Origin of the sequence: Ferrimonas balearica (assembly GCF_019802085.1) — a bacterium.
Taxonomy (GTDB): Bacteria; Pseudomonadota; Gammaproteobacteria; order Enterobacterales; family Shewanellaceae; genus Ferrimonas; species Ferrimonas balearica_B.
In genome coordinates this window covers 160,415-183,418 of record NZ_JAHVHV010000001.1, presented here as the reverse complement: position 1 = coordinate 183,418, position 23,004 = coordinate 160,415, and the positions used below count along the sequence as shown (strand labels likewise).

Genomic DNA, 23,004 nt, shown 5'->3' with positions numbered 1-23,004 from the left:
TCCTATGTTACTCCAGGCCCAGCGCGCGGCGGACCGGTTTGAAACTGCTGCGGTGCTCAACCAGGGCACCGTGTTCGGCCAGGGCCGCCAGGTGGGCGGCGGTGGGGTAGCCCTTGTGGCTGGCGAAGCCGTAGGCCGGATAGCGGGCGTCCAGGGCCTTCATCTCGTTGTCCCGGGTGACCTTGGCGAGGATAGAGGCGGCGCTGATGGCCGGCTCCTTGTCGTCCCCCTTGACCAGGGCCTCGGCGGCCAGGCCGCCAAAATCGGGACAACGGTTGCCATCCACCCGGACCAGACCCGGGGTGACCGACAGACCGGCCACCGCCCGCTGCATCGCCAGCATGGTGGCGTGCAGGATGTTGAGCCGGTCGATCTCCTCGACGCTGGCCCGGCCCAGACTGAAGGCCAGGGCCTTCTCCCGGATCTCATCGTAAAGGGCCGCCCGGCGTTTTTCACTGAGTTTTTTGGAATCCCTCAGCCCGGCGATGGGGCGGTGGGGATCCAGGATCACCGCGGCGGTGACCACGTCCCCCACCAGGGGGCCGCGGCCCACCTCGTCGACCCCGGCGATGAGCAGCGTCATTGGGCGTCGCTCCCCTGGCGTGCGGCCACCACCGCCAGCACGGCGTCCGCCGCCCGGGCCGAGGCGTCCCGTCGGATCTGCTGGTGCAGCTCGGTAAAGCGGGCCACCAGGGGGGCCGGGTCCATCGTCAGCTTGGCCTCCACCTCGGCCACCAGATTGGCCACGGTGCAGTCGTGCTGGATCAGCTCCGGCACCAGATCTTTCTCCCCGGAGAGCAGGTTGGGCAGGCTGAAGCGGTCGATGAGCATCAACCGCTTGGCCAGCTGGTAGGAGAGCGGCGCCACCTTGTAGGCCACCACCATGGGCCGCTTGACCAGCATCGCCTCCAAGGTGGCGGTGCCGGAGGCCAGCAAAATCACGTCACTGGCGGCCATCACGGTGCGGGATTGGCCGTCCACCAGGGTCAGCTCCGGCGGCTCGGGGCAGTTGGCCAGCAGCCGCTCAAACTGGCTCCGGCGGTGTTCGTTGGCCAGGGGCACCAGGACAGTGAGGTCGGGGTGGCGCCGTTTCAGCTCGGCCGCTGCCTGGATAAACTCCGGCCCCAGGCGGCTCATCTCGCCACCACGGCTGCCGGGCAGCAGGGCCAGCACCTGACCCTCGGCACCCAGCCCCAGGGCCGCTCGGGCCTCGGCCTGGTCGCTCACCAGGGGGATCTCATCCGCCAGGGTGTGGCCGACAAACTCGCAGCTCACCTCGTACTGGTCGTAGAACGCCTTTTCGAAGGGCAGCAGGGCCAGCACCTGGTCGGTGGCGGCGTCGATCTTAAAGATCCGCTTGGGGCGCCAGGCCCATACCGAGGGGCTGACGTAGTGCACCGTGGGGATCCCCCGGGCCTTGAGCACCTTCTCGATGCGCAGGTTGAAATCCGGGGCGTCCACGCCGACGTAGACGTCGGGCTTGAGCTCGGTCAGCTGGGCGATGAGCTCCCGCTTGATGCGCAACAGCCGGGGCAAGCGCCCCAGCACCTCCACCAGGCCCATCACCGCCAGGTCCTCGATGGGGAACAGGCTCTCCATCCCCAGCTCGGTCATCTGCGGGCCGCCGATCCCGACGAAACGGGCGTCGGGGTGGCGGGCCTGGATCGCCTTGATCAGGCCTGCACCTAAAATATCGCCGGAGAGTTCTCCGGCGACGATGGCTATGGTCAATGGGCGCAAACGCGACTCCTTGGGTTCAACGCACAATGCCTCGGGCGGAGTTGGCCACGAACTCCGCCATGGCGGCCACCTCGGGGTGGGCGTCGGCCAGCTCGCGAATTTGCGGCAGCGCCTCGGCGGTGGTCAGGCCGCTGCGGTAGAGCAGCTTGTAGGCCTTGCGGATCGCCGCCACCCCCTCTTTGGAGAAGTTGCGGCGCTTGAGCCCCTCGGTGTTGATTGCGCGAGGCACGGCACTTTGGCCGGAGACCATGACGTAGGGCGGCACGTCCTGCAGCACCAGCGAGCAGCCGGCGGTGAAGGCGTGGGCACCGATGTGCACAAACTGGTGCACCCCGGTCATCCCCCCCAGGATCGCCCAGTCATCCACCCGCACGTGGCCGGCGATGGAGGCGTTGTTGGCCAGGATCACGTTGTCCCCCACCACGCAGTCGTGAGCCACGTGGGTGTAGGCCATAAAGAGGTTGTTGGAGCCGATCTTGGTCAGCCCCTCGTCCTGGACGGTGCCCCGGTGGACGGTGCAGCACTCGCGAAACACGTTGTTGTCGCCGATCTCCACCCGGGTGGGCTCACCCTTGTATTTCTTGTCCTGACAGGCCTCACCGATGGAGGAGAACTGAAAGAACTGGTTGCCCTTGCCGATGGTGGCCGGGCCTTTGATCACCACGTGGGAGCTCAGCCAGGTGTCGTCGCCGATCTCGACGTCGGCGCCGATGTGGCAGAAGGGCCCAATGGTGACGTTGTTCCCGATCTTGGCATCGGGATGAATGACGGCGGTAGCATCAATCACGGCATCAAATCTCGCGCTTGGCACACATCAAATCGGCGCTGCAGACCACCTTGCCATCAACCTTGGCACGGGCGCTGTAGAAACCGATACCCCGTCTGTCCTTAACGGATTCCACTTCCAGTGTGAGGCTGTCCCCGGGCACCACCGGCTGCTTGAAGCGGGCGTTGTCGATGCCGGCGAACAGGTAAAGGGCGTTGTCCTGCTTACCATGGGTCTTGAAGGCCAGGATGGCGGAGGCCTGGGCCAGCGCTTCGAGGATCAGCACCCCGGGCATCACCGCCATGTTGGGGAAGTGGCCGGGGAAGAAGGGCTCGTTGTAGGTGACGTTTTTCAGCGCCACCAGGCGCTCGCCCGGAACGATCTCCAGCACCCGGTCCACCAGCACAAAGGGGTGACGATGGGGCAAATAATCCAGAACTTCCTGGATCTCCATGGTGTTCAGTTGCTCTGACAAAGCACTGTCCTCAACAGATGTTAATCGTGGTCAGTGGCCTGTTCGGCCATCTGTTTCTCCAATTCACGCAGGCGACGGTACATATCGTCCAGTTGGCGCATGCGCACGCTATTCTTCCGCCATTGTTTGGCTTCCTGCAGCGGCGGGGGCGAGGCGTACAGCCCCTTCTCCTTGATGTTGCCGGTCACCCCGGTCATGCCGGAGATGTGGGTGCCGTCGGCAATGGTCAGGTGACCGGCGATGGCGCTGTTGCCACCGATGATGCAGTACTTGCCGATCTTGGTGCTGCCGGCCAGTACCGTGGCCCCGGCGATGGCGGTGTGGGCGCCAATGACGTCGTTGTGGGCGATCTGCACCAGGTTGTCCAGGATCACCCCCTCTTCGATCAGGGTGTCGTCCAGGGCACCGCGGTCGATGCAGGTGTTGGCGCCGATCTCGACACCGTCGGCGACGCGCACCGAGCCCAGCTGCGGGATCTTCACCCACTGGCCCTTCTCGTTGGCATAGCCGAAGCCGTCGGAGCCCACCACCACGCCGCTGTGCAGCAGGCAGTCGCGGCCGATGATCACCTCGTGATAGAGGGTGACGTTGGCCCACAACTTGGTGCCGGCACCGATCTGGGCGCCACGGCCGATGACGCAACCGGCGCCGATCTGCACCTGGTCACCGATCACCGCGCCGGGTTCGATCACCGCGTTGGCACCGACACTGACCCCATCGCCCAGTTCGGCGGTGGCGTCGATGACGGCACTGGGGTGGATCCCCTCGGCACTGGCCGGGGTGGTGTCCAGCAGTTGGGCAACCTGGGCGTACCCCAGGTAGGGGTTGGCCAGGATAAGGGCGTTGCCGGTGAAGTGTTCGGCGTCCGCTTCAGACAAAATCACCGCCCCGGCGGCGGTGCTGTCCAGCTGACTGCGATATTTACTGTTGGCCAGGAAGGCGATCTGCGTGTCGTTGGCACTTTCCAACGTAGCGACACCCTCAATGAGGGTGTCGCCATTCCCCTGCAGACGAGCCTCTAGGGCGCTCGCCAACTGCGCCAGGGTCATCTTGCTCATGGATTTCAGTTGCCTTTGGTGATGGATTCCACAACCTTAGCAGAGATGTCCACCTGGTCCGTGGCGAACAGGGCGGCGCGGGCTTCCAGTACGATGTCGTACCCTTCGGCGGCCGCAACGGCGTCGATGGCGCGTTTCACGTCCATCAGGATCTTCTGCTGCTCCTGGTTCTGACGCTTCTGCATGTCCTCTTCCAGGGCCTTGCCCTTGAGCTGCAGATCGGACTGCAGGCTCTGGGCCTGGCGCTCCAGTTCGGTCTTCTGCTGATCAGACATCAGGGCGGCGTCGCGCTGGCTCTTCTCCGCCAGGCCACGCAGCTCGTCTTGCAGCTTACGCACCTCTGCCATGCGCTCACCAAAGTCTTTCTCCATCTGCTGGCCAATGGCCTCGCGCTGGGGATGCTGGGCCACAACGGCACCCATGTCGACGATGGCGATCTTCTGTTCGGCCATGGCGGCGGGGGCCAGGGTTGCCAGCATCAGGGCGGCAGTGGCAATCACTTTTTTCAAAACATTCACTCCTTTAAACAAATCGATTCGGGACCACGGGATCAGAAGGTGCGGCCAATGTTGAAGGAGAAGACTTCCGTTTTGTCCCCTTCGTATTTCTTAATGGGCCACGCCAGGCTGAAGACCATGGGCCCCATGGGCGACACCCACTGGACGGACATGCCGTAGGACGCCCGGATCCGGCCCGGATCAGAGAAGTCTTGCAACTTATCAAACTCTGACTGTGGCAGGAAGCGGTAACTGTCGTATTCAAACTCAGTGTCCCACACGTTACCGGCGTCGACGAACAGCGAGGTCCGTACGGTGTTGCGGTAGGCCTCGTCCAGGAACGGGGTGGGCACGATAAGCTCGGCGCTCAGGGTGGCGATGGCGTTACCGCCCACGGAGCGGCCGGTTTCCACGGTCACGGTGTCCGGATCCCCCGGCAGGCTACACCCCGGGAAGCCGGACGGGTCCGGAATACAGGGCGTGCCATCACCGGTGACGTAGAAGGCCCGCGGACCCACGGAGTTGGTCTGGAAGCCCCGCAGGATGGAGCTGCCCCCGGCGTAGAAGTTCTCCCAGAACGGCAGGATCTGGTCGTGCTCGACGCCGCCGTTGTCGTAGGTGCCGTAACCGTTACCGTAGCCAAGACGACCCCGGGTCAGGAACACCCACTCGTGGGTGCGGTTCAACGGGTAGTAGAAGCTGGTGTCGAAGTTCAGCTTGAAGTACTGGTTGTCACTGCCCGGTACCGTCATCTTACCGCTGAGGCGCTGGTTGTTACCGGCGGTAGGGAACATGCCCCGGTTCAGCGTGCTCCGGGTCCAGTTGGCGTTGAGCTCGAAGTTGTCGAACGCCAGCGTGGTGGTCGGGTTATTGATGTCGGCGTAGATGTTGTAGAACTTGAGCACCTGCTGGTAGGGCGACACTTCGGACAGCTCGTTGTGACGGTAGCCGATGCCGATCCCCAGGCGGTTGTACTCGTTCACCGGCCAGCCCAGATCAAAGCCCAGGCCGTAGGAGTCGTTCTTGTAGGACTCCAGGTAGTACTGGTCGGCGTCGAAGGCGGACCAGTAAACGTTGCCGCCGGCGCTCACCCCGTGCTTGGTGAAGTAGGGGTCGCGGTACTGCAGGTTGACGCTCTTGGAGTAGCTGTTGGTGTTGACGTTGATGCCGACGCTGTTACCGGAGCCCATAAAGTTGTTCTGGGACAGGCCCAGCTGCAGGCTCAGCTTACTCTCGGTGCCGTAGCCAACGCCGAAGGTGAAGGAGCCGGAGGGCTGCTCCTTGACGTTGTAGGCCACGTCCACCAGATCATCGGAGCCGGGCACCGGGGTGGTGGTGGACTCCACGGTTTCGAAGAAGCCCAGGCGGTTCAGGCGCTCCTTGGAGAGTTCCACGTTGCGGCTGTTGAGCCAGGTGCCCTCCATCTGACGCATCTCCCGGCGCAGCACCTCGTCGCGGGTCACCTGGTTACCGGTGAACTCCACGGTGCGCACGTAGATCCGCTTGCCCGGGTTGACGTTGATGTTGAGGGTCACCTCGTTGGTCTCATCGTCGATCTCGGGGTAAGTGGTCACTTCCGGGTAGGCGTAGCCGTAACGGCCCAGGAACTTGCTGATCAGCTCCTCGGTGAAGGTCACCTCGGCGCCGTTGTAGGTGGCGCCCTCCTGCAGGGGCACCAGGCGCTCCATCAGCTCCCGCTTGTCCAGCAGTTCGCCGGTGAGGTTCACCTGCTTGATCTTGTACTTTTCACCCTCGTCGACGTTGATGGTGACGTAGAGCCCCTTCTTGTCCGGGGTCATGGCCACCTGGGTGGAGTCGACGCGGAATCGGATGTAGCCGCGGTCCTGGTAGTAGGAGGTGAGGGTTTCCAGATCCCCCTCCAGCTTCTGCTTCTGGTAGCGGCGATCGCCAAAGAAGTCCCACCAGGCGACGTAGTCGGTCAGCTCCAGCTGGCTGATCAGCTCGTCATCGGCGTACACCGAGTTGCCCACCACGTTGATCTGGTGGATCTCCGCGGCATCGCCCTCTTTGAACTGGAACTTCAGCTCCACCCGGTTGCGGGGCAGGTTCACCACCTGGGCCTCGACCCGGGCATTGTATTTGCCGACGCTGAAGTAGAAATCCTGCAGGCCCTTCTCAATCTCGGTCAGGATGGTGCGATCCAGCGGCTCGCCCACCTTGACGCCGGAGCTGTCCAGACTCTCCTGCAGCTGCTCGTCTTTGATGTCCTTGTTGCCGTCCAGCACGATGCTGGAGATGGTCGGCCGCTCGGTGACCTTGACCACCAGGGTGTCGCCCTCGCGACCGACCTGGATGTCTTCAAAGTTGGAAGAGGTGTACAGGGCGCGGATCGCCTGCTGCAGCAACAGGGGATCCAGCTCATCCCCGACTTTGACGGGCAAATTCAACAGGGCCGCCCCTAGGGCCACCCGTTGCAAACCTTCGACTTTAATGTCGTCAACGATAAACGGCTCGAAGCTGGCTGCCTGGGCAGCGCCGGTGTAGGTGGCCCCGACCAGCAGCATCGACGCCATGATTTTATTCAGTCTCATAGACGCGTTTCTTGTTATTCCCTTAGTCCCTAAAGTCGGGCGACATCGTTGACAATGGCAATGGACATCAACAACAGAAGTAGCGCCGAGCCGATTCGGAATCCAATTTCCTGCACCTTTTCCGGCACCGGACGACCCGTTAAAAGTTCAATAAAGTAATAGAGTAAGTGGCCACCATCAAGCACAGGCAGGGGCAGCAGGTTGATGATCCCCAGGTTGACGCTGATGAGCGCCAAAAAGCCGAGGAAGTAGACCAGGCCAAACCCGGCACTGGCACCGGCCCCCTGGGCGATGGAGATGGGGCCGCTCAGGCTTTTCACCGACACGTCGCCGGTAAACAGCTTGCCGATCATCTTGAAGGTCAGCGCGGTCAGCTCCCAGGTGCGCTCGGCCCCCTTGACCAGGGCTTCACCCACACCGTACTTGAGATCGATGCGGTAAGCGTCTGGCCAGGCGTCGCGGCCCGGGGCCACGCCAATCTTGCCCACCAACTGGCCATCCTGCAGCTCCCCCTTGGGCACCACGGTCAGGGCGAGGCGTTCGCCCTGGCGATCCACCTCCATGGACAGCGGCCGGTCGGCGTGGGCCTGAACCGTTTCCACCAGGGAGTCCCAGCCCTCGTAGGGGCGGTCGTTGAGGTAGAGCAGCTTGTCGCCCTGACGCACGCCCGCCGCGTAAGCCGCGCCGCGCTCGTCCACAAAGGCCAGCTCGTTGGTGGCCTTGGGCGACCAGGGGATGAGCCCCAGGCTCTGCAGAATCGATTCGCTCTCCGGGTTCACCTGCCAGGCGCGGGTGTCCAGCACCAGCTGACGGGTGCCGCCACCGGGAGACTCCACGGTCAGGGGGATGCGCTCATTGCCGATGTAGCCGATAAGCGCCAGGTTGACCGCCTCCCAGTCCAGCACCGTCTGACCGCCGACTTCGGTGATCAGCGCCTTGGGTTCCACCCCGGCCTCGGCGGCGATGGAGCCTGCAGCGGGGGTGTCCAGCACCGGTTTGACCGCCGGTACGCCCACCAGGAACATCAGATAGAGGGCCACCAGGGCAAAGGCAAAGTTGGCCAGAGGGCCGGCGGCCACCACGGCGATGCGCTGCCACACCGGCTTGCGGTCAAAGGCCTGGCTCATCTGTTCTTCGGTCAGGTCATCAACCCGCCCGTCCAGCATCTTGACGTAGCCCCCCAGGGGGATGGCCGCCACCACGTACTCGGTGCCGTCGGCGCCCATGCGGCGCCAGATCGCTTTACCAAAGCCGATGGAGAAACGCTCTACTTTGACGCCACAGCGACGGGCCACCCAGAAGTGGCCGAACTCGTGAACGGTGACCAGGATCCCCAGCGCAATGATAAAGGCGCCAAGGTTCCAGATGAATGCCAGCATCAATGTCCTCTGCTAAGCCAGCTGCGGGCCAGGGCCCGAGCCTGTGAATCCAGTTGTGACAAGCCTTCCAGGCTCGTCTGTACCGTCAGATCCGCGGTTTCCAGACAGTACCCGTTTACCCGGGCGATGTCACTAAATCGGATCTGGCGGTTCAAAAACGCGTCCACCGCAATTTCATTGGCGGCGTTGAGCACCGTGGTGGCCTCCTGCCCCTGGTGGCAGGCGTCGATCGCCAGCTTGAGACAGGGGTAGCGGGCGTAATCCGGCTGCTCGAAGGTCAATTGTCCGACCCGGAAAAAGTCCAATGGTTCCACGCCGGCGCGGATCCGCTCCGGATAGGCGAGGCTGTGAGCGATGGGGGTGCGCATGTCCGGCTGACCCATCTGCGCCAGCACCGAGCCGTCCTTGTACTGCACCATGGAGTGGATGACGCTTTGCGGGTGCACCACCACCTGGATCTGCGCCTCGCGGGCATTGAACAGCCAGCGCGCTTCCACGTACTCCAGCCCCTTGTTCATCATGGTGGCGGAGTCGACGGAGATCTTGCGGCCCATGCTCCAGTTGGGGTGGGCGCAGGCCTCCTCCGGCGTGATGACATCGAATGTGGTCAGATCCCGGGTGCGGAAGGGGCCACCGGAGCCGGTCAGCAGCAGGTGGGAGATCCCCTCGGCATCCAGGTCACAGTGGCCGAGGCGGGTCTGAACCCCCTCGGGCAGACTCTGGAAGATGGCGTTGTGCTCGGAGTCCACCGGCAGCAGGGTGGCGCCGCTTTGGGCCACCGCGTCCATAAACAGTCGGCCGGAGACCACCAGCGACTCCTTGTTGGCCAGCAGCACCCGCTTGCCCTGCTCCACCGCCCTGAGGGTGGAGCGCAGGCCGGCGGCGCCGACGATGGCGGCCATCAGGGTGTCCACCTCATCCAGGCCCGCCACCTCGATCAGCGCCTGCTCACCGCAGAGCACCTCGGTGGGCACCTTGCCCGCCAGGGCTTTCTCCAGCTCGGCAGCGGCGTCCGGCGAGACCATCACCGCGTAGGCGGGGGTGAACTCCAGGCAGAGCCGGGCCATCGCCTCGGCGTTGCTGTGGGCCGACAGGGCGTAGGCCCGGTAACGGTCGGGGTGACGACGGATCACGTCCAGGGTGCTGGTACCGATGGAACCGGTCGCCCCCATTACCGCCAGGTTTTGCATGAGATCAGATCCCGAAGTAGAGATAGAGGAGGGCAAACACCGGCATGGCGGCGGTCACACTGTCGATGCGATCCAGGATGCCACCGTGGCCCGGCAGCAGTCGGCCGCTGTCCTTGATGTTGGCGGCCCGCTTGAACATGCTCTCGGTCAGATCCCCCAGCGCCGAGGCCAGGCCGGTGATCAACGCCAGCGCCAGGGCCTCGACCAGGCTCAGGCCCGGCACCAGGTAGGCGCCCAGCACCCCCAGCAGGGCGCAAACCGCCATGCCACCGAGCAGTCCCTCGCGGGTTTTGCCCGGGCTGACTCGGGGGATCAGTTTGTTCTTGCCCACCGCCTTGCCGACAAAGTAGGCCCCGGTGTCGGCGCCCCAGACCAGCAGCAGCACCGCCAGCACCAGCCAGGCGCCGTTGTCGTTGGCCATGCCCGGCCAGCTTTTGAGCACCACCAGAGCGACAAAGCAGGGCAGCAGGGTCAGTTGGCCAAACAGGGATTTGAGCCCGGCGGAGCGGCTCCACATCCGGGCGCTGCGGGGGTAGCTGAGCACCAGGGCCAGCCCCACCAGCCACCACAGGGCACCGGCCAGCAGCACACCGTGGGCCAGCGGATGCAGTCGTTGCTCACTCCACAGCAGATCCTCGGGCACCAGCACAATCAGCGCGGCCACCAGGGCCGCCACGGCCCCCGCGTAGGCGATCTTGATGAAGCCGTCTTGGGGACGGATCAGGGCGCCCCACTCCCGGGCCGCCAGGACGATGATGGCGCCCACCGCCAGGGTAAAGCCCGGCAGGGGCAACAGGAAGATGCCGGCCAGGGCGACCGGCAGCAGGATAAGAGCGGTTAGAACACGTTGCTTAAGCAAAAAAACCTCTTTTTCTCATTTTTTTCTTGGTGCCAGAGCGAAGTGTAGAGGGCTTTTCCGACATCACTCAGCGCGGGGTCACCTGGGCACCGGTCTGCCCAAAACGACGCTGTCGGCTGGCGAAGGCCTCAAGGGCCTCCTCGAAGGCGGCCTCACCAAAGTCGGGCCACAGGGTGTCGGAGAAGAACAGCTCGCTGTACGCGGCCTGCCACAACAGGAAGTTGCTGATGCGCTGCTCGCCACCGGTGCGGATCAGCAGGTCGACCTCGGCCTGATCGCTCAGGCAGGTGAAGCGATCCATCAGCGCCTCGTCGATCTGCTCCGGGGTGATCTCCCCCTGCAGCGCCAGGGTGGCCATCTGACGGGCGGCGTCCACCATGTCCCAGCGGCCCCCGTAGTTGGCGGCGATGTTCAGCACCATCTGACCGCACTCGGCGGTCTGGGCTTCGGCCAGGCGGATCCGCTCCTGCAGCTTGGGCTCGAAACCGGAGATGTCGCCGATGATCTTCAGCCGCACGCCGTTTTTCTTCAGCAGGCGCACTTCGCGACGCAATACCGTGGTGAACAGCTTCATCAGCAGCTGCACCTCCCGCTCGGGGCGGCGCCAGTTCTCACTGGAGAAGGCAAACAGGGTCAGGGACTCCACCTTGCGCTCACGGCACAGGGCGACCACTTCTCGAACCGATTTCACTCCAGCCCGGTGGCCCAGCACCCGCGGCTTGCCCTGGCTCTCCGCCCAGCGACCATTGCCATCCATGATGATGGCGATGTGGCGGGGCGTGGCAACGGCACTACGATGCAGATCCGATTGAGACATGGGGTGAAACTTCCTGAATGGCATAAAAACACAAACGCCGCGTAGTATACCCCTACACGGCGTTGTATCTCTAGGGACGAAGGGCGTCCGCTCAGACTTCCATCAACTCTTTTTCCTTGTCGGCGAGGATGGCGTCGATCTCCTTCACAAACTTGTCGGTCAGCTTCTGGATCTCGTCCTCACCGCGACGGGCGTCGTCCTCGGAGATCTCCTTCTCCTTCTCCAGCGCCTTGATGTCGCTGTTGGCGTCACGACGGACGTTGCGGATCGCCACTCGGCCGTGCTCGGCTTCGGCGCGCACCACCTTCACCAGGTCGCGACGACGCTCTTCGGTGAGCGGCGGCAGCGGGATGCGGATCACGGTGCCGGCGGAACTGGGGTTCAGGCCCAGATCGGAGGCCATGATCGCCTTCTCAACCGCCTGGGTCATGCTCTTGTCGAACAGGGTGATCGCCAGGGTACGGGAGTCTTCGGTGGTGACGTTGCCCACCTGCTTGAGCGGAGTGTCCGCGCCGTAGTAGGACACCACGATGCTGTCCAGCAGGCTGGGGTGGGCACGACCGGTGCGCACTTTGGCCATCTGGGTCTGGGTGGCCTCTACGCTCTTGCTCATGCGGGTCTGGGCGTCTTGTTTGATGTCGTTAATCACGATTACGTCCTATCTGAAGCGAATTAATCCAGTTTACAGATCACGGTGCCGATGGGGTCGCCCATCACCACCCGGCGCAGGGCGCCCGGCTCGTTCATGTTGAACACCATGATCGGCAGCTGATGGTCCCGGGCCAGGGTGAAGGCGGACAGGTCCATCACTTTTAGTTCTTTTTCCAAGACTTCTTGATAGCTGAGCTTATCATACTTCGTCGCTTCCGGGTTCTTAACCGGGTCGTCGGAGTAGACGCCATCCACCTTGGTGCCCTTGAGCACGACGTCGGCTTCGATCTCGATGCCACGCAGGCAGGCGGCGGAGTCGGTGGTGAAGAAGGGGTTGCCGGTACCGGCACTGAAGATCACCACGCGACCGGACTTGAGCAGGCTGATCGCCTCGGCCCAGCTGTAGTTGTCGCACACGCCATTCAGGGGAATGGCGGACATCAGGCGCGCGTTCACATAAGCACGGTGCAGAGCATCGCGCATGGCCAGGCCGTTCATTACGGTAGCCAACATGCCCATGTGGTCGCCCACCACGCGGTTCATGCCGGCGTTGGCCAGCCCTTCACCGCGGAACAGGTTACCGCCGCCGATCACCAAACCCACTTGCACTCCCAGCTCGACCAGCTCCTTGATCTCTTGGGCCATGCGGTCCAGGACCTTGGGATCGATGCCGAAGCCCTCTTCGCCCATCAGGGCTTCCCCACTGAGTTTCAGCAGAATACGACGGTATGCAGGTTTTGGATTGGTGCTCATTGACTGTTTTCCTGATGCTAAAAGACCGCAGCACGGGCTGCGGTCTGAATTGAAATAAGAAGCGTGTCCTTAGGACTTGGCCGCGGCTACCTGAGCAGCCACTTCTGCAGCGAAATCCACTTCTTCTTTCTCGATGCCTTCGCCCACTTCCAGGCGCACAAAGTTTACTACCTTGGCACCCTTCTGCTCCAGCAGCTTACCTACGGTGATGGAGGGATCCTTCACGAAAGCCTGACCGGTCAGAGACACTTCGCCGGTGAACTTGCGCATACGGCCTTCCACCATCTTCTCAGCGATCTCTTTGGGCTTGCCGGAGTTCATGGCGATCTCAACCTGGATCTCACGCTCCTTGGCCACCACCTCTTCGGAAACGTCTTCCGGAGTCACGAACTGCGGGCTGCAAGCGGCCACGTGCATGGCGATGTCTTTGGCCAGCTCTTCGTCGCCACCTTCCAGTACGGAAACCACACCGATCTTACGACCGTGGATGTAGGCACCCAGGTTGCTGCCTTCGATGATCTGAACGCGACGAACGTTCATGTTCTCACCGATCTTGGCCACCAGCTCGGCACGAACGGTGTCCACGGTGGACTCGTTCATGGGGGCGGCACGCAGGGTGTCGATGTCGGTGATCTTGCCAGCCAGGGCGATGTCGGCAACGCCGTTGGCCAGGGCTTGGAAAGAGGCGTCCATGGCTACGAAATCGGTTTCGCAGTTCACTTCAACCATTGCGGCCACACCGTTCTCCTGCTTGATCACGATGGTGCCTTCGGCGGCAACACGACCGGCTTTCTTGGCGGCTTTGGCCAGACCGGACTTGCGCATGTTCTCGATGGCTTGCTCAATGTCGCCGTTGGTTTCTACCAGGGCTTTTTTGCAATCCATCATGCCGGCGCCGGTGCGCTCACGCAGCTCTTTAACCAGGGAAGCAGTAACTGCCATTGTCCTATTCCTCTTCGAGAATCGTCGGATTTAAAAAAACAGGGGCCACAGGGCCCCCGTTAAACCAATCTTTCAGCTTGGTCTGAGGGAGATTGAAATCAATCAGCCCTATTACTCGGCTTCAACGAAACCGTCTTGCTCAGCCTGAACAGCCAGATCCTGGGAACGGCCTTCTTTCACGGCTTGAGCCACGGCGCCGGTGTACAGCTGGATGGCACGGATGGCGTCGTCGTTACCCGGAACGATGTAGTCCACACCGTCAGGGTTGGTGTTGGTATCAACGATGGCCACAACCGGGATGCCCAGGTTGTTGGCTTCCTTGATGGCGATGTGCTCGTGCTCGGCGTCGATCACGAACAGCACGTCCGGCAGACCGCCCATGTCCTTGATACCACCCAGAGACTTCTCCAGCTTGGCCATTTCACGAGTGCGCATCAGCGCCTCTTTCTTGGTCAGCTTCTCGAAGGTGCCGTCTTGGGACTGAGCTTCCAGGTCCTTCAGACGCTTGATGGACTGACGAACGGTTTTCCAGTTGGTCAGCATGCCGCCCAGCCAGCGGTTGTCGACGTAGTACTGGTCACAGCTTTGAGCCGCTTCGCGAACCGCTTGGCCAGCAGCGCGCTTGGTGCCAACGAACAGCACTTTGCCGTTCTTGGAAGCCACGCCGCCCAGGAACGCCAGGGCTTCGTTCATCATCGGAACGGTGTGTTCCAGGTTGATGATGTGAACTTTGTTACGAGCGCCGAAGATGAAGGGCTTCATCTTGGGGTTCCAGTAACGGGTTTGGTGACCGAAGTGCACACCGGCCTTCAGCATGTCGCGCATGGAAACAGTAGCCATGATATTCCTCAATGTGTTTGGGGTTAGGCCTCCACGTACCCCATGTCCCGACCCTTTCGGGCACCCCGGAGCATGTGCCGGTACGTGTGTGGTTTATAGATACAAATTTACAGATATAATGACGCCCATTGAGCCCGAACCGCAGTTGCCCAAGGGCCCCTACCGTCACAGACTCGCCAGAGTCGGCGCGCTTTATACCATAACGCGTCCTCAGGCTCAAATTCGGAGGGCGTTTTTTGCGGTCCAAAATCGACTAAAGAGTAGCCTAATGACCATCGTCATCAAGACCCCTGAAGAGATCGAAAAAATGCGCGTCGCCGGCCGACTGGCGGCCGAAGTGCTGGAGATGATCGAGCCCCATGTGAAAGCGGGAATCACCACCGACGAGCTGAACCGCATCTGCCACGAGTACATCGTCAATGAGCAGCAGGCAGTTCCGGCGCCGCTGAACTACCACGGCTTCCCCAAGTCCACCTGCATCTCCATCAACGAGGTGGTGTGCCACGGGATCCCCAGCCACAAGAAGCTCAAAGAGGGCGACATCGTCAACATCGACATCACGGTGATCAAGGACGGCTACCACGGCGACACCTCGCGGATGTTCATCGTCGGCAACACCGCTCCGCGCAACCGCAAGCTCTGTGAAGTGACCCAGCAGTGCCTGTACGAGGCGATCAAGACGGTCAAACCCGGCGCCTGCATCAGCGACATTGGCGGGGTGATCCAGCCCATCGCCGAACGAGCCGGTTTCTCCGTGGTGCGGGATTTTTGCGGTCACGGCATTGGCGCCACCTTCCACGAGGAGCCGCAGATCGTCCACTACCGCAACAAGGCCCGGTTGGAGCTCAAGGCGGGGATGTGTTTCACCATCGAGCCGATGATCAACGCCGGTGACTACCGCTGTAAGGTCAGCAAGAAAGACGGCTGGACCGCCACCACCAAAGACGGTCAGCCCTCCGCCCAATACGAGCACACCCTGCTGGTGACCGACAACGGCTGCGAGGTGCTGACCCTGCGAGCCGAGGAAGAGGGTAAGCTGCCCCGCGTCATCGAGCACGCCTGAGTCGGCAGCAAGGGACGGCCAGCATGATGACAGACATGGACGCCATCGCCCTGTGCCGGGACAACCTCCGGGCCCAGGCGGTGATGGCCAAGCAGAAGTTCGCCGATGGCGAGGCGATTGGCGTGCTCCTGGCGGAGCGCGCCTACGAGGTGGATCAGAACCTGATCAGGCTGTGGTGCCACTTCGGCCTCGATCAGGAATCGGCGGCCCTGGTGGCGGTGGGGGGCTACGGCCGCGGCGAGCTGCACCCCCACTCCGACGTCGATCTGCTGGTGCTGACCCCGGAGCAGCCCTCCTTGCGCCTGGAGGAGAAGCTCACCCGGCTGCTCACCGCCTTGTGGGACGCCAAGCTGGAGATCGGCCACAGCGTCCGCTCCGTCAGCGAAACCCTGCGCCAGGCCGGCGACGACATCACCATCGCCACCAATCTGCTGGAATCCCGCCTGCTGGTGGGCAGCCAGGCTCTCTACGGCGCGCTGCAGGAAGCGATCCTCCTGCCGGATTTCTGGCCCAGCGCCCCCTTTTTCGAAGCCAAGCTGACCGAACAGCAGGCCCGCCACAAGAAGGCCAGCGCCTTTGACCTGGAGCCCAACCTCAAGTCCTGCCCCGGTGGCTTGCGGGACATCCAGACCATCAGCTGGGTGGCGATGCGCCACTTCAACGCCTCCTGCCTGGCAGAGCTGGTGAGCCACGACTTCCTCACCCCGGAGGAGCTGGAGGAGCTCAACGCCTGCCGTGACTACCTGTGGCGCCTGCGCTTTGCCCTGCACTGCGTGGCGGAGCGGGCGGAGGACCGGCTGCTGTTTGACCACCAGCGCACCGTCGCCAGCCTGATGGGCTATGAGGACGGCACCCAGCTGGCGGTGGAGCAGATGATGAAGCGCTACTACCGGACGGTGCGTGCCGTGCGGGAGCTCAACCAGATGCTGCTGTGGCTGTTCCGCTCCACCCTGCGCCAGCGGGCCCTGCCGCCGCCCCATGCCCTGGATGCGCACTTTCAGACCCGGGGCCGGCTGATCCAGGCGGCCCACGACGACGTCTTCGAGCAGCCGGAACAGATCTTAAGCCTCTTTGTCCACATCGCCGGTCAGCGGGAGGTGGACACGGTTTCCGCCGATACCCTGCGCCTGCTGCGCAAGGCTCGACGCAAGCAGAAGCAATCCCTCTCCGAACTGCCGGCGTGTCGCCAGCAGTTTATGGCGATCCTCAAACACCCGGAGGGGATCAAGGCGCTGTCGATGATGCACCACCACGGGATCCTCGGCACCTACCTCAAGCCCTGGCTGCGGATCGTCGGCCAGATGCAGTTCGACCTCTTCCACGCCTTCACCGTGGACGAGCACACCCACCGCCTGCTGCAGTTCATCGAACGCTTCTCCGACCCGGAACACAAGGAGATCTTCCCCCTGGGCAGCGTCCTTATCGACCAGCTGCCCAAGAAGGGGCTTTTGGTGCTGGCGGCGCTGTTCCACGACATCGGCAAGGGCCGGGGCGGGGACCACAGCGAGATCGGCGCCGAGGAGGCTCGCCGCTTCTGCCAGGAACACGGCATCAACGAGCACGACGGCCGCCTGGTGGCCTGGCTGGTGGAGCAGCATCTGCTGATGTCGGTCACCGCCCAGCGCCGGGACATCACGGATCCTGAGGTGATCGAAACCTTCGCCCAGCAGGTCCAGGACGCCGACCGCCTCTCCTACCTCTACTGCCTGACGGTGGCGGACATCTGCGCCACCAACAACTCGCTGTGGAACAACTGGAAGGGCTCGCTGCTGCGGGAGCTCTACCACGCCACCCGGGAGCGTCTCAATGCGGGCATGGCCAAGCCGGTGGACAGCCGGGCCCGCATCCGCGAGCACAAGGGCAAGGCCCGCAACCAGCTGATCCGCCAGGGCCTGGAGCCGGAGGCCATCGACGCCTTCTGGCAGCGGCTGTCGGCGGATTATTTCCTGCGTTTTACCCCGGCCCAGATCCAGTGGCACAGCGAAGTGCTGCTCAACAGCGATCCCCAGGGCTACCAGGTGCAGATCTCCACCCACGTCACCCGCGGCGGCAGCGAACTGCTGGTCTATGGCCCGGACCGCCCCGGGTTCTTCGCCATGGTGATGGCCTACCTGGACAACAAGCGGGTCTCGGTGCACGACGCCCAGATTTTCACCACCCGGGACGGCTACGCACTGGACAGCCTGGTGATCCTTGAGCATGATGGCAATCCGATCCGCGACCCGTCCCGGATCAACAGCATCCGAACCGGCCTTATCGCCACCCTGACCAAGGGGGGCGCCGCGGCCTCTCCGCTGCGACCCTTGTCGCGCCGGATGCGCTCTTTCCGGGTGCCCACCCGGGTGCAGTTTTTGTCCAGCCAGCGCAAACAGCGCACCATGATGGAGCTGGTGACCCTGGACAGACCCGGACTGCTGGCCCAAATTGCCAAGGTCTTTGACCAGTGCGGTCTCTCCATTCAGGCCGCAAAAATTACCACCGTCGGTGAGAAAGCCGAGGATTTCTTTATGCTCTCCACCCCGGACGGAGAAGCGCTGACCCAGGAACAACAAGACACCCTCAGCCGCGCTTTGGTCGGCGCGCTGGAGCAAGAACAACCCTAGGAGTACGGAATGACCGAACTGCAACAACGCATCGAAGCGGCCTTCGAAGACCGCGCCAAGATCACCCCCGCCAACGCCGACGCCGCCCTGGTGGCGGACGTGAAAGCCGCGCTGACCATGCTGGACAGCGGTGAAGCCCGGGTGGCCGAGAAGCAGGACGGCCAGTGGGTGGTGAACGAGTGGCTGAAAAAAGCGGTGCTCCTCTCCTTCCGTCTGTTCGACAATCAGGTGATGGAGGGGGCCGAAACCCGCTTCTACGACAAGGTGCCCATGAAGTTTGCCGAGTACGACGACGCCCGCTTCCGCGCCGAGGGGATGCGTGTGGTGCCGCCGGCGGCCGTTCGCCAGGGCGCCTTTATCGGTAAGAACACCGTGCTGATGCCCTCCTACGTCAACATCGGCGCCTACGTGGACGAAGGCACCATGGTGGACACCTGGGCCACCGTGGGCTCCTGTGCCCAGATTGGCAAGAACGTGCACCTGTCTGGTGGCGTGGGGATCGGTGGTGTGCTGGAGCCGCTGCAGGCCAGCCCCACCATCATCGAAGACAACTGCTTTATCGGCGCCCGTTCCGAGGTGGTCGAAGGGGTGATCGTCGAAGAGGGATCGGTGATCTCCATGGGGGTCTACATCGGCCAATCCACCCGCATCTTCGATCGGGAAACCGGTGAGATCCACTACGGCCGCGTTCCGGCCGGCTCCGTGGTGGTCTCCGGCACCCTGCCCTCCAAGTGCGGCACCTGCGACCTGTACGCGGCCATCATCGTCAAGAAGGTGGACGCCAAGACCCGCGGCAAGGTGGGCATCAACGAGCTGCTGCGCAGCGCCGAGTGATCCCCAACACGGGCCCCATCACGGGGCCCGTGCTTTTTTCTCCGCTTTTTTTCCCATGCTGTAAGCCGGTGTAAATTCCATTTCATAATGGCCCCGTTTGTGTCCGCTGACGTCCTTGATTACAACCGGACACAGCTCCCGCTCGACCTCCCGGTTTTGGTGGCCGATTTAGGCCCTCTCCCCTGCCCTTTGTAACCAGTTGTGGCCCCCATCTGACGCATTCCCAAACCCTTTTATCCCGCGCACTGGGCTCGACGTGCAGGGGCAACGGATTGCAACAGCTGCAACAAGGAAAATGCCTCCCCCGGTGGCCATCTTTAGGTGGCAACATTCTTGACTGAAACAGGGGAGCGTGAAGATGAGAAAGCGCACCGTATTGCTGTCCGCGCTGGTCGTGGGCATGAGCTTCAGCGGGGTCAGCCAGGCCGAGATCGGCGGCTGGATGGAACAGTCACTGGTGGCCGTGTGCAAGGCCAGCCTGAGCAACCGGGTGGTGACCTTTAACAACACCATGAAGGATTATCGGGTGAACGGTCAGCGGATCCTGCCCAACCTGATGTGCAACGGTGAAGAGATCCAGGAATTTGCCCTGAATCGCGGCGCCGACAAGACCGCGGCGCACATCCAGCGCTACCTGCCGGGTACCGTGACCATCCAGGACATCGCCATGAACCAACCGGTTCAGGTCTGGTTCGAAGAGTGAATCCCCCCATCAGCCCGGCATCGCCGGGCTGATTGCTATCCCCCCTTAATATATCGGTCCAGGGCGGTTTTGATGCCGTCGGCCTGGGGCCCCACCACCACCTGAACCCCGCTGCCGTGCTGCACCACCCCTTTGGCGCCCAGCCGCCGCAGTGCGTCGGCGTCCACCTTGGCCGGATCCCATACGGACAGCCGCAGCCGGGTCAGGCAGGCGTCCAGATCTTTGAGGTTGGCCGCGCCCCCCAGGGCCGCCAGCAAATCGTTGGGTTCGGCTCGAGACACCTTGGCCGGCCGTTGCCGCTGCCGCCCCGGGGTGGCCAGGTTGTAGCGGACGATGGCGATGCGGAAGATCCCGTAGTAGAGCAGCGCGTAAGCCGGGCCCAGCCACAATAGCTGCCCTAGATTGTCCCCCAGGTGGAAATAGAGCAGGAAATCCACCATGCCCTGGGAGAAAACGATGCCGTGGTGGATGGCCAGCTGCACCGCCAGCACGTAGGCCAGCCCGGTGAGCAGGGCATGCAGCAGAAACAGCGTGGGGGCGATAAAGAGAAAGGCAAACTCGATGGGCTCGGTCACCCCGGTCAGCCCGGACGTGAAGGCCGCCGACAGCATGATGCCGCCGGTCTGGGCACGCTGACGCGGCTCGGCACTGCGCCAGATCGCCAGGGCCGCCGCCGGCAGGCCGAACATCTTGATGAGGTAGCCGCCGGCCAGATGACCGGCGTTGGGATCCCCGGCCAGGAAGCGTCCCACCTCCCCCTGCACCAGGTAACCGCCGGCGGTGGAGTAACTGCCAATCTCATAGAAAAAGGGCAGATTCCAGATGTGGTGCAGCCCCAGGGGGATCAGCAGTCGCTCCACCGCCCCGTAGATCCCCCAGGCCAGGGCCGGCTGCTGGTACACGGCCCAGTCGGAGAATCGCTCCAGCCACAGGGCCAGCAGGGGCCATAAAGAGGCCAGCACCACCGCCAACGCCATCCCGGCCATCACGTTGACCAGGGGCACCAACCGCTGGCCGGAGAAAAACGCCAGGAACTCGGGCAGGGTCACCCGGTGAAACTTGCGGTAGACCCAGCTGGTCACCAACCCCATCAGTACCCCACCCAGCACCCCGGTATCCAGGGTCTCAAACCCCAACACCGCCCGGGTGGGCCACTCGAAATGTTTGGCCAGGGCCGCCATCCCCGCCAGCATGGAGGCGTAGCCTGTGGTGGCGGCCAGGGCGGCGGTGCCGTCCTGGTGACAGAAGGTCAGCGCCACGGCGATGGCGAACATCAACGGCAGCAGGGAGAAGACGGCGGCGCCGCAGTAGAGCAGCAGGTCGTGGAGCAGATCGGGAATGAAGGGGATGGGGCTGGTGCCCAGCCCCACCAGCAGCCCGGCGGCGGGCAATACCGCCACCGGCACCATCAAGGCCTTGCCGATCCGTTGCAGGCGATGGAACCAGGTGCGGTGCATGGGTTAGGCGGCGCTGACGGGCAGGCGCTCCAGTTGCTCGAGCCACTGGGGCAGCCACTTCAGGGCTTCCGCCTCCGGCTCGAAGGTTTCGCAGGCGTCGATCTGCAACCGCTCCCCCACCCGCTTGGCGCCCAGCTCGGTCAGCAGCTCGTCGAACTGGCGGCCTGCCCCACAGAAGGTCTCCCCGTAGCTGGAGTCCCCCAGGGCGATCACCCCGTAGCGCAGATTGGGCAGCAAGGGAAACCGGTCTTTGAGGGCAAAAAACAGGGGCGCCAGGTTGTCCGGCAGGTCACCGCTGCCGGTGGTGGAGGTGATCACCAGCAGGCTGCCCTCCCCCAATCCGCTAATCAATTCAGGGTCATCCCCCTCAAGCAGGGACGCCTGGTGTCCCTGGGCCGTCAGGGCGGCCATCACTTCTTCGCTCACGTGCTCTGCGGCGCCGTACACACTGCCGACGACCAGATAAAATGCTGCCATTGGGTTACCCACTTGAAACCGACTGGTTTCCAACTTACTGTAAGGGCCAGCGGGGCGCAACCAGGCCCCAGGGAGCCAACACCATGCAACAGCGAAGCCTCAGGCGTCGCCAGGCCCAACGGAAGGTCCACCACCGCCGGCAGATCCGCCGGGCGCTGTTCTTCGGCGCGGAGCAAAAAGAGGTGGTCGTGCTGTGGTCTAATCGCCCCAAGAGCGGCTGAGATAGGCGTCGTCCGACGTCGGCCAGCCAAAGCGCTCGAACAGCGCCAACCACTCCGCCTCCATCGGCGCCTCCAGCCAGAGGCGCTCGCCACTGACCGGGTGGTCCAGCCCCATTGCCTTGTTCATCAACCACAACCGCTGTCGGCCGAACTGGGCCCGGTAAAACTTGTTGTGGTGGCGATCGCCGTGGGTGGTGTCACCGATGATGGGGTGGCGCAGATGGGCCATATGACGGCGCAGCTGATGCTTGCGACCGGTGAGTGGCTCCATCGCCATCAGGGTATAGCGGGCCGTGGGGTAGCGCCCCACTTCGAACGGCAACTCCACCCGGGCCAGGGGCCGGTATCGGGTGACCGCCTCTTGCGGCGCCTGATCCGGGTTGGCCCGCTTGTCGGCAATGTCATCCAACTCCCGCTTAAGCGGATAATCCAGCTCGCCCGCCTCGTCCACGTAGCCCCGCACCAGGGCCAGATAGCGTTTCTCCACCGTCCGCGCCACCATCTGCTCCATCAGGGCATTGGCGGTCTCGGCGCTTTTGGTGAACAGCAGCACGCCGGAGGTCGGTCGGTCCAGGCGATGCACCGGGAAGACGTGGCACCCCACCAAATCCCGGGTCATCTGCATGGCAAACTGGGTTTCGTGGCGATCCAGCCAGCTGCGGTGCACCAAGAGGCCGGAGGGCTTGTGCACCGCCACCAGGTGGTCGTCTTCGTAGAGGATCTCAATCATGACTCGCGCACCCGTCGACCGGACAGCAACTCATCCAGATCGGCGATCCGCTCGATGAGCGGCATCAACTGACGCTGACCGCGAAACGCCTCCTCCGCCATGGGGCAGACGCTCACCTGCGTGGGCAGCGCCGCCCCCGCGTCCAGCAGGGCGTGCATTCGGGGCAGCAGCACAAACTGCAGCCACTGCTCGAAGGCCAGGGTGTCACAGCAAAAGGGCTGGACACTGGCCAGGGCTTCGGCCGAAGGCGTGGCCGCCTGCCACAGCCGGTGGCGTTTCATCTCCTGCTCGATGGCCTCGAGTGCGGTCCGAACCTGGACACCTTGGGGCATCACTTTCTCCGAATGGGAACCTGGGCGCCGGATCATACCATCCGGGCCCCCTTGCCCCTATAATG

Annotated in this window: 24 protein-coding genes; 5 read left to right on the top strand and 19 right to left on the bottom strand. The window is 63.3% G+C overall.

What is annotated here, in order from left to right:
* Positions 1 to 7: 7 nt before the first annotated feature.
* The 15 genes from rnhB to rpsB all read right to left on the bottom strand — a co-directional run bounded on the left by rnhB (position 8) and on the right by rpsB (position 14,519).
* The gene (gene rnhB / locus KUV81_RS00915) at positions 8 to 583 is read right to left on the bottom strand and encodes a ribonuclease HII (RefSeq protein ID WP_222541962.1); all 576 of its coding nucleotides are present in this window, start codon (positions 581 to 583) and stop codon (positions 8 to 10) included.
* Entirely contained in the window at positions 580 to 1,740 is a 1,161-nt protein-coding gene (gene lpxB, locus KUV81_RS00910) for a lipid-A-disaccharide synthase (RefSeq protein ID WP_222541961.1), read from the bottom strand. The genes rnhB and lpxB overlap by 4 nt, the downstream gene beginning before the upstream one ends.
* A 16-nt stretch (positions 1,741 to 1,756) precedes the next feature.
* Positions 1,757 to 2,527, bottom strand: a complete 771-nt coding sequence (gene lpxA, locus KUV81_RS00905) for an acyl-ACP--UDP-N-acetylglucosamine O-acyltransferase (RefSeq protein WP_222541960.1) — start codon at positions 2,525 to 2,527, stop codon at positions 1,757 to 1,759.
* Positions 2,528 to 2,531: 4 nt separating this feature from the next.
* Positions 2,532 to 2,981 (bottom strand): 3-hydroxyacyl-ACP dehydratase FabZ, encoded by a 450-nt coding sequence (gene fabZ, locus KUV81_RS00900; RefSeq protein ID WP_222541959.1) that lies wholly within the window; start codon positions 2,979 to 2,981, stop codon positions 2,532 to 2,534.
* A gap of 20 nt (positions 2,982 to 3,001) precedes the next feature.
* On the bottom strand, positions 3,002 to 4,039 hold the full coding sequence (gene lpxD, locus KUV81_RS00895; RefSeq protein WP_222541958.1) for a UDP-3-O-(3-hydroxymyristoyl)glucosamine N-acyltransferase: 1,038 nt from the start codon (positions 4,037 to 4,039) through the stop codon (positions 3,002 to 3,004).
* Between the two features lie 5 nt (positions 4,040 to 4,044).
* Positions 4,045 to 4,548, bottom strand: coding sequence for an OmpH family outer membrane protein (locus KUV81_RS00890; protein WP_222541957.1), 504 nt, complete (start codon positions 4,546 to 4,548; stop codon positions 4,045 to 4,047).
* A 41-nt stretch (positions 4,549 to 4,589) separates the two neighbouring features.
* The gene (bamA, locus tag KUV81_RS00885; protein ID WP_222541956.1) at positions 4,590 to 7,088 is read right to left on the bottom strand and encodes an outer membrane protein assembly factor BamA; all 2,499 of its coding nucleotides are present in this window, start codon (positions 7,086 to 7,088) and stop codon (positions 4,590 to 4,592) included.
* A 29-nt stretch (positions 7,089 to 7,117) separates the two neighbouring features.
* Positions 7,118 to 8,467, bottom strand: a complete 1,350-nt coding sequence (gene rseP, locus KUV81_RS00880) for a sigma E protease regulator RseP (protein ID WP_222541955.1) — start codon at positions 8,465 to 8,467, stop codon at positions 7,118 to 7,120.
* Positions 8,467 to 9,657, bottom strand: a complete 1,191-nt coding sequence (ispC, locus tag KUV81_RS00875; RefSeq protein ID WP_222541954.1) for a 1-deoxy-D-xylulose-5-phosphate reductoisomerase — start codon at positions 9,655 to 9,657, stop codon at positions 8,467 to 8,469. The genes rseP and ispC overlap by 1 nt, the downstream gene beginning before the upstream one ends.
* A 4-nt stretch (positions 9,658 to 9,661) precedes the next feature.
* Positions 9,662 to 10,516, bottom strand: a complete 855-nt coding sequence (locus KUV81_RS00870) for a phosphatidate cytidylyltransferase (protein WP_222541953.1) — start codon at positions 10,514 to 10,516, stop codon at positions 9,662 to 9,664.
* Between the two features lie 67 nt (positions 10,517 to 10,583).
* Positions 10,584 to 11,333 (bottom strand): polyprenyl diphosphate synthase, encoded by a 750-nt coding sequence (uppS, locus tag KUV81_RS00865; protein ID WP_261389171.1) that lies wholly within the window; start codon positions 11,331 to 11,333, stop codon positions 10,584 to 10,586.
* 91 nt (positions 11,334 to 11,424) lie between these two features.
* Positions 11,425 to 11,982, bottom strand: coding sequence for a ribosome recycling factor (gene frr, locus KUV81_RS00860; protein ID WP_222541951.1), 558 nt, complete (start codon positions 11,980 to 11,982; stop codon positions 11,425 to 11,427).
* Between the two features lie 23 nt (positions 11,983 to 12,005).
* On the bottom strand, positions 12,006 to 12,737 hold the full coding sequence (gene pyrH / locus KUV81_RS00855; RefSeq protein WP_222541950.1) for a UMP kinase: 732 nt from the start codon (positions 12,735 to 12,737) through the stop codon (positions 12,006 to 12,008).
* A 69-nt stretch (positions 12,738 to 12,806) separates the two neighbouring features.
* Positions 12,807 to 13,679, bottom strand: a complete 873-nt coding sequence (tsf, locus tag KUV81_RS00850; protein WP_222541949.1) for a translation elongation factor Ts — start codon at positions 13,677 to 13,679, stop codon at positions 12,807 to 12,809.
* 111 nt (positions 13,680 to 13,790) lie between these two features.
* Complete coding sequence (rpsB, locus tag KUV81_RS00845; protein ID WP_222541948.1) at positions 13,791 to 14,519, bottom strand: 30S ribosomal protein S2; 729 nt, start codon at positions 14,517 to 14,519, stop codon at positions 13,791 to 13,793.
* A 268-nt stretch (positions 14,520 to 14,787) separates the two neighbouring features.
* Here rpsB and map point away from each other — a divergent pair, with 268 nt between their 5' ends.
* The 4 genes from map (at position 14,788) to KUV81_RS00825 (ending at position 19,722) form a co-directional block, all read left to right on the top strand.
* A complete protein-coding gene (map, locus tag KUV81_RS00840) occupies positions 14,788 to 15,582 on the top strand; it encodes a type I methionyl aminopeptidase (RefSeq protein WP_222541947.1) in 795 nt (264 codons plus the stop codon).
* Positions 15,583 to 15,617: 35 nt separating this feature from the next.
* On the top strand, positions 15,618 to 18,185 hold the full coding sequence (gene glnD / locus KUV81_RS00835) for a [protein-PII] uridylyltransferase (protein WP_409995552.1): 2,568 nt from the start codon (positions 15,618 to 15,620) through the stop codon (positions 18,183 to 18,185).
* A gap of 9 nt (positions 18,186 to 18,194) precedes the next feature.
* Positions 18,195 to 19,019, top strand: coding sequence for a 2,3,4,5-tetrahydropyridine-2,6-dicarboxylate N-succinyltransferase (dapD, locus tag KUV81_RS00830; RefSeq protein WP_222541946.1), 825 nt, complete (start codon positions 18,195 to 18,197; stop codon positions 19,017 to 19,019).
* A 358-nt stretch (positions 19,020 to 19,377) separates the two neighbouring features.
* Entirely contained in the window at positions 19,378 to 19,722 is a 345-nt protein-coding gene (locus tag KUV81_RS00825; RefSeq protein WP_222541945.1) for a DUF3718 domain-containing protein, read from the top strand.
* A 35-nt stretch (positions 19,723 to 19,757) separates the two neighbouring features.
* On the opposite strand, the gene KUV81_RS00820 is transcribed toward KUV81_RS00825, so the two are convergent.
* Positions 19,758 to 21,179 carry a PTS transporter subunit EIIC gene (locus tag KUV81_RS00820; protein WP_222541944.1) on the bottom strand — a complete coding sequence of 474 codons (1,422 nt, stop codon included), beginning with the start codon at positions 21,177 to 21,179 and terminating at the stop codon, positions 19,758 to 19,760.
* A 3-nt stretch (positions 21,180 to 21,182) separates the two neighbouring features.
* Positions 21,183 to 21,656, bottom strand: a complete 474-nt coding sequence (locus tag KUV81_RS00815) for a flavodoxin (RefSeq protein WP_222541943.1) — start codon at positions 21,654 to 21,656, stop codon at positions 21,183 to 21,185.
* An 83-nt stretch (positions 21,657 to 21,739) separates the two neighbouring features.
* Between KUV81_RS00815 and KUV81_RS00810 the strand changes: the two genes are divergently transcribed.
* The gene (locus KUV81_RS00810) at positions 21,740 to 21,877 is read left to right on the top strand and encodes a hypothetical protein (protein WP_222541942.1); all 138 of its coding nucleotides are present in this window, start codon (positions 21,740 to 21,742) and stop codon (positions 21,875 to 21,877) included.
* Here the strand turns inward: KUV81_RS00810 and truC are convergent.
* Positions 21,855 to 22,607, bottom strand: a complete 753-nt coding sequence (gene truC / locus KUV81_RS00805; RefSeq protein WP_222541941.1) for a tRNA pseudouridine(65) synthase TruC — start codon at positions 22,605 to 22,607, stop codon at positions 21,855 to 21,857. The two genes, KUV81_RS00810 and truC, sit on opposite strands and share 23 nt — an antisense overlap.
* Positions 22,604 to 22,939, bottom strand: coding sequence for a YqcC family protein (locus KUV81_RS00800; RefSeq protein ID WP_222541940.1), 336 nt, complete (start codon positions 22,937 to 22,939; stop codon positions 22,604 to 22,606). The genes truC and KUV81_RS00800 overlap by 4 nt, the downstream gene beginning before the upstream one ends.
* Between the last annotated feature and the right edge of the window lie 65 nt (positions 22,940 to 23,004).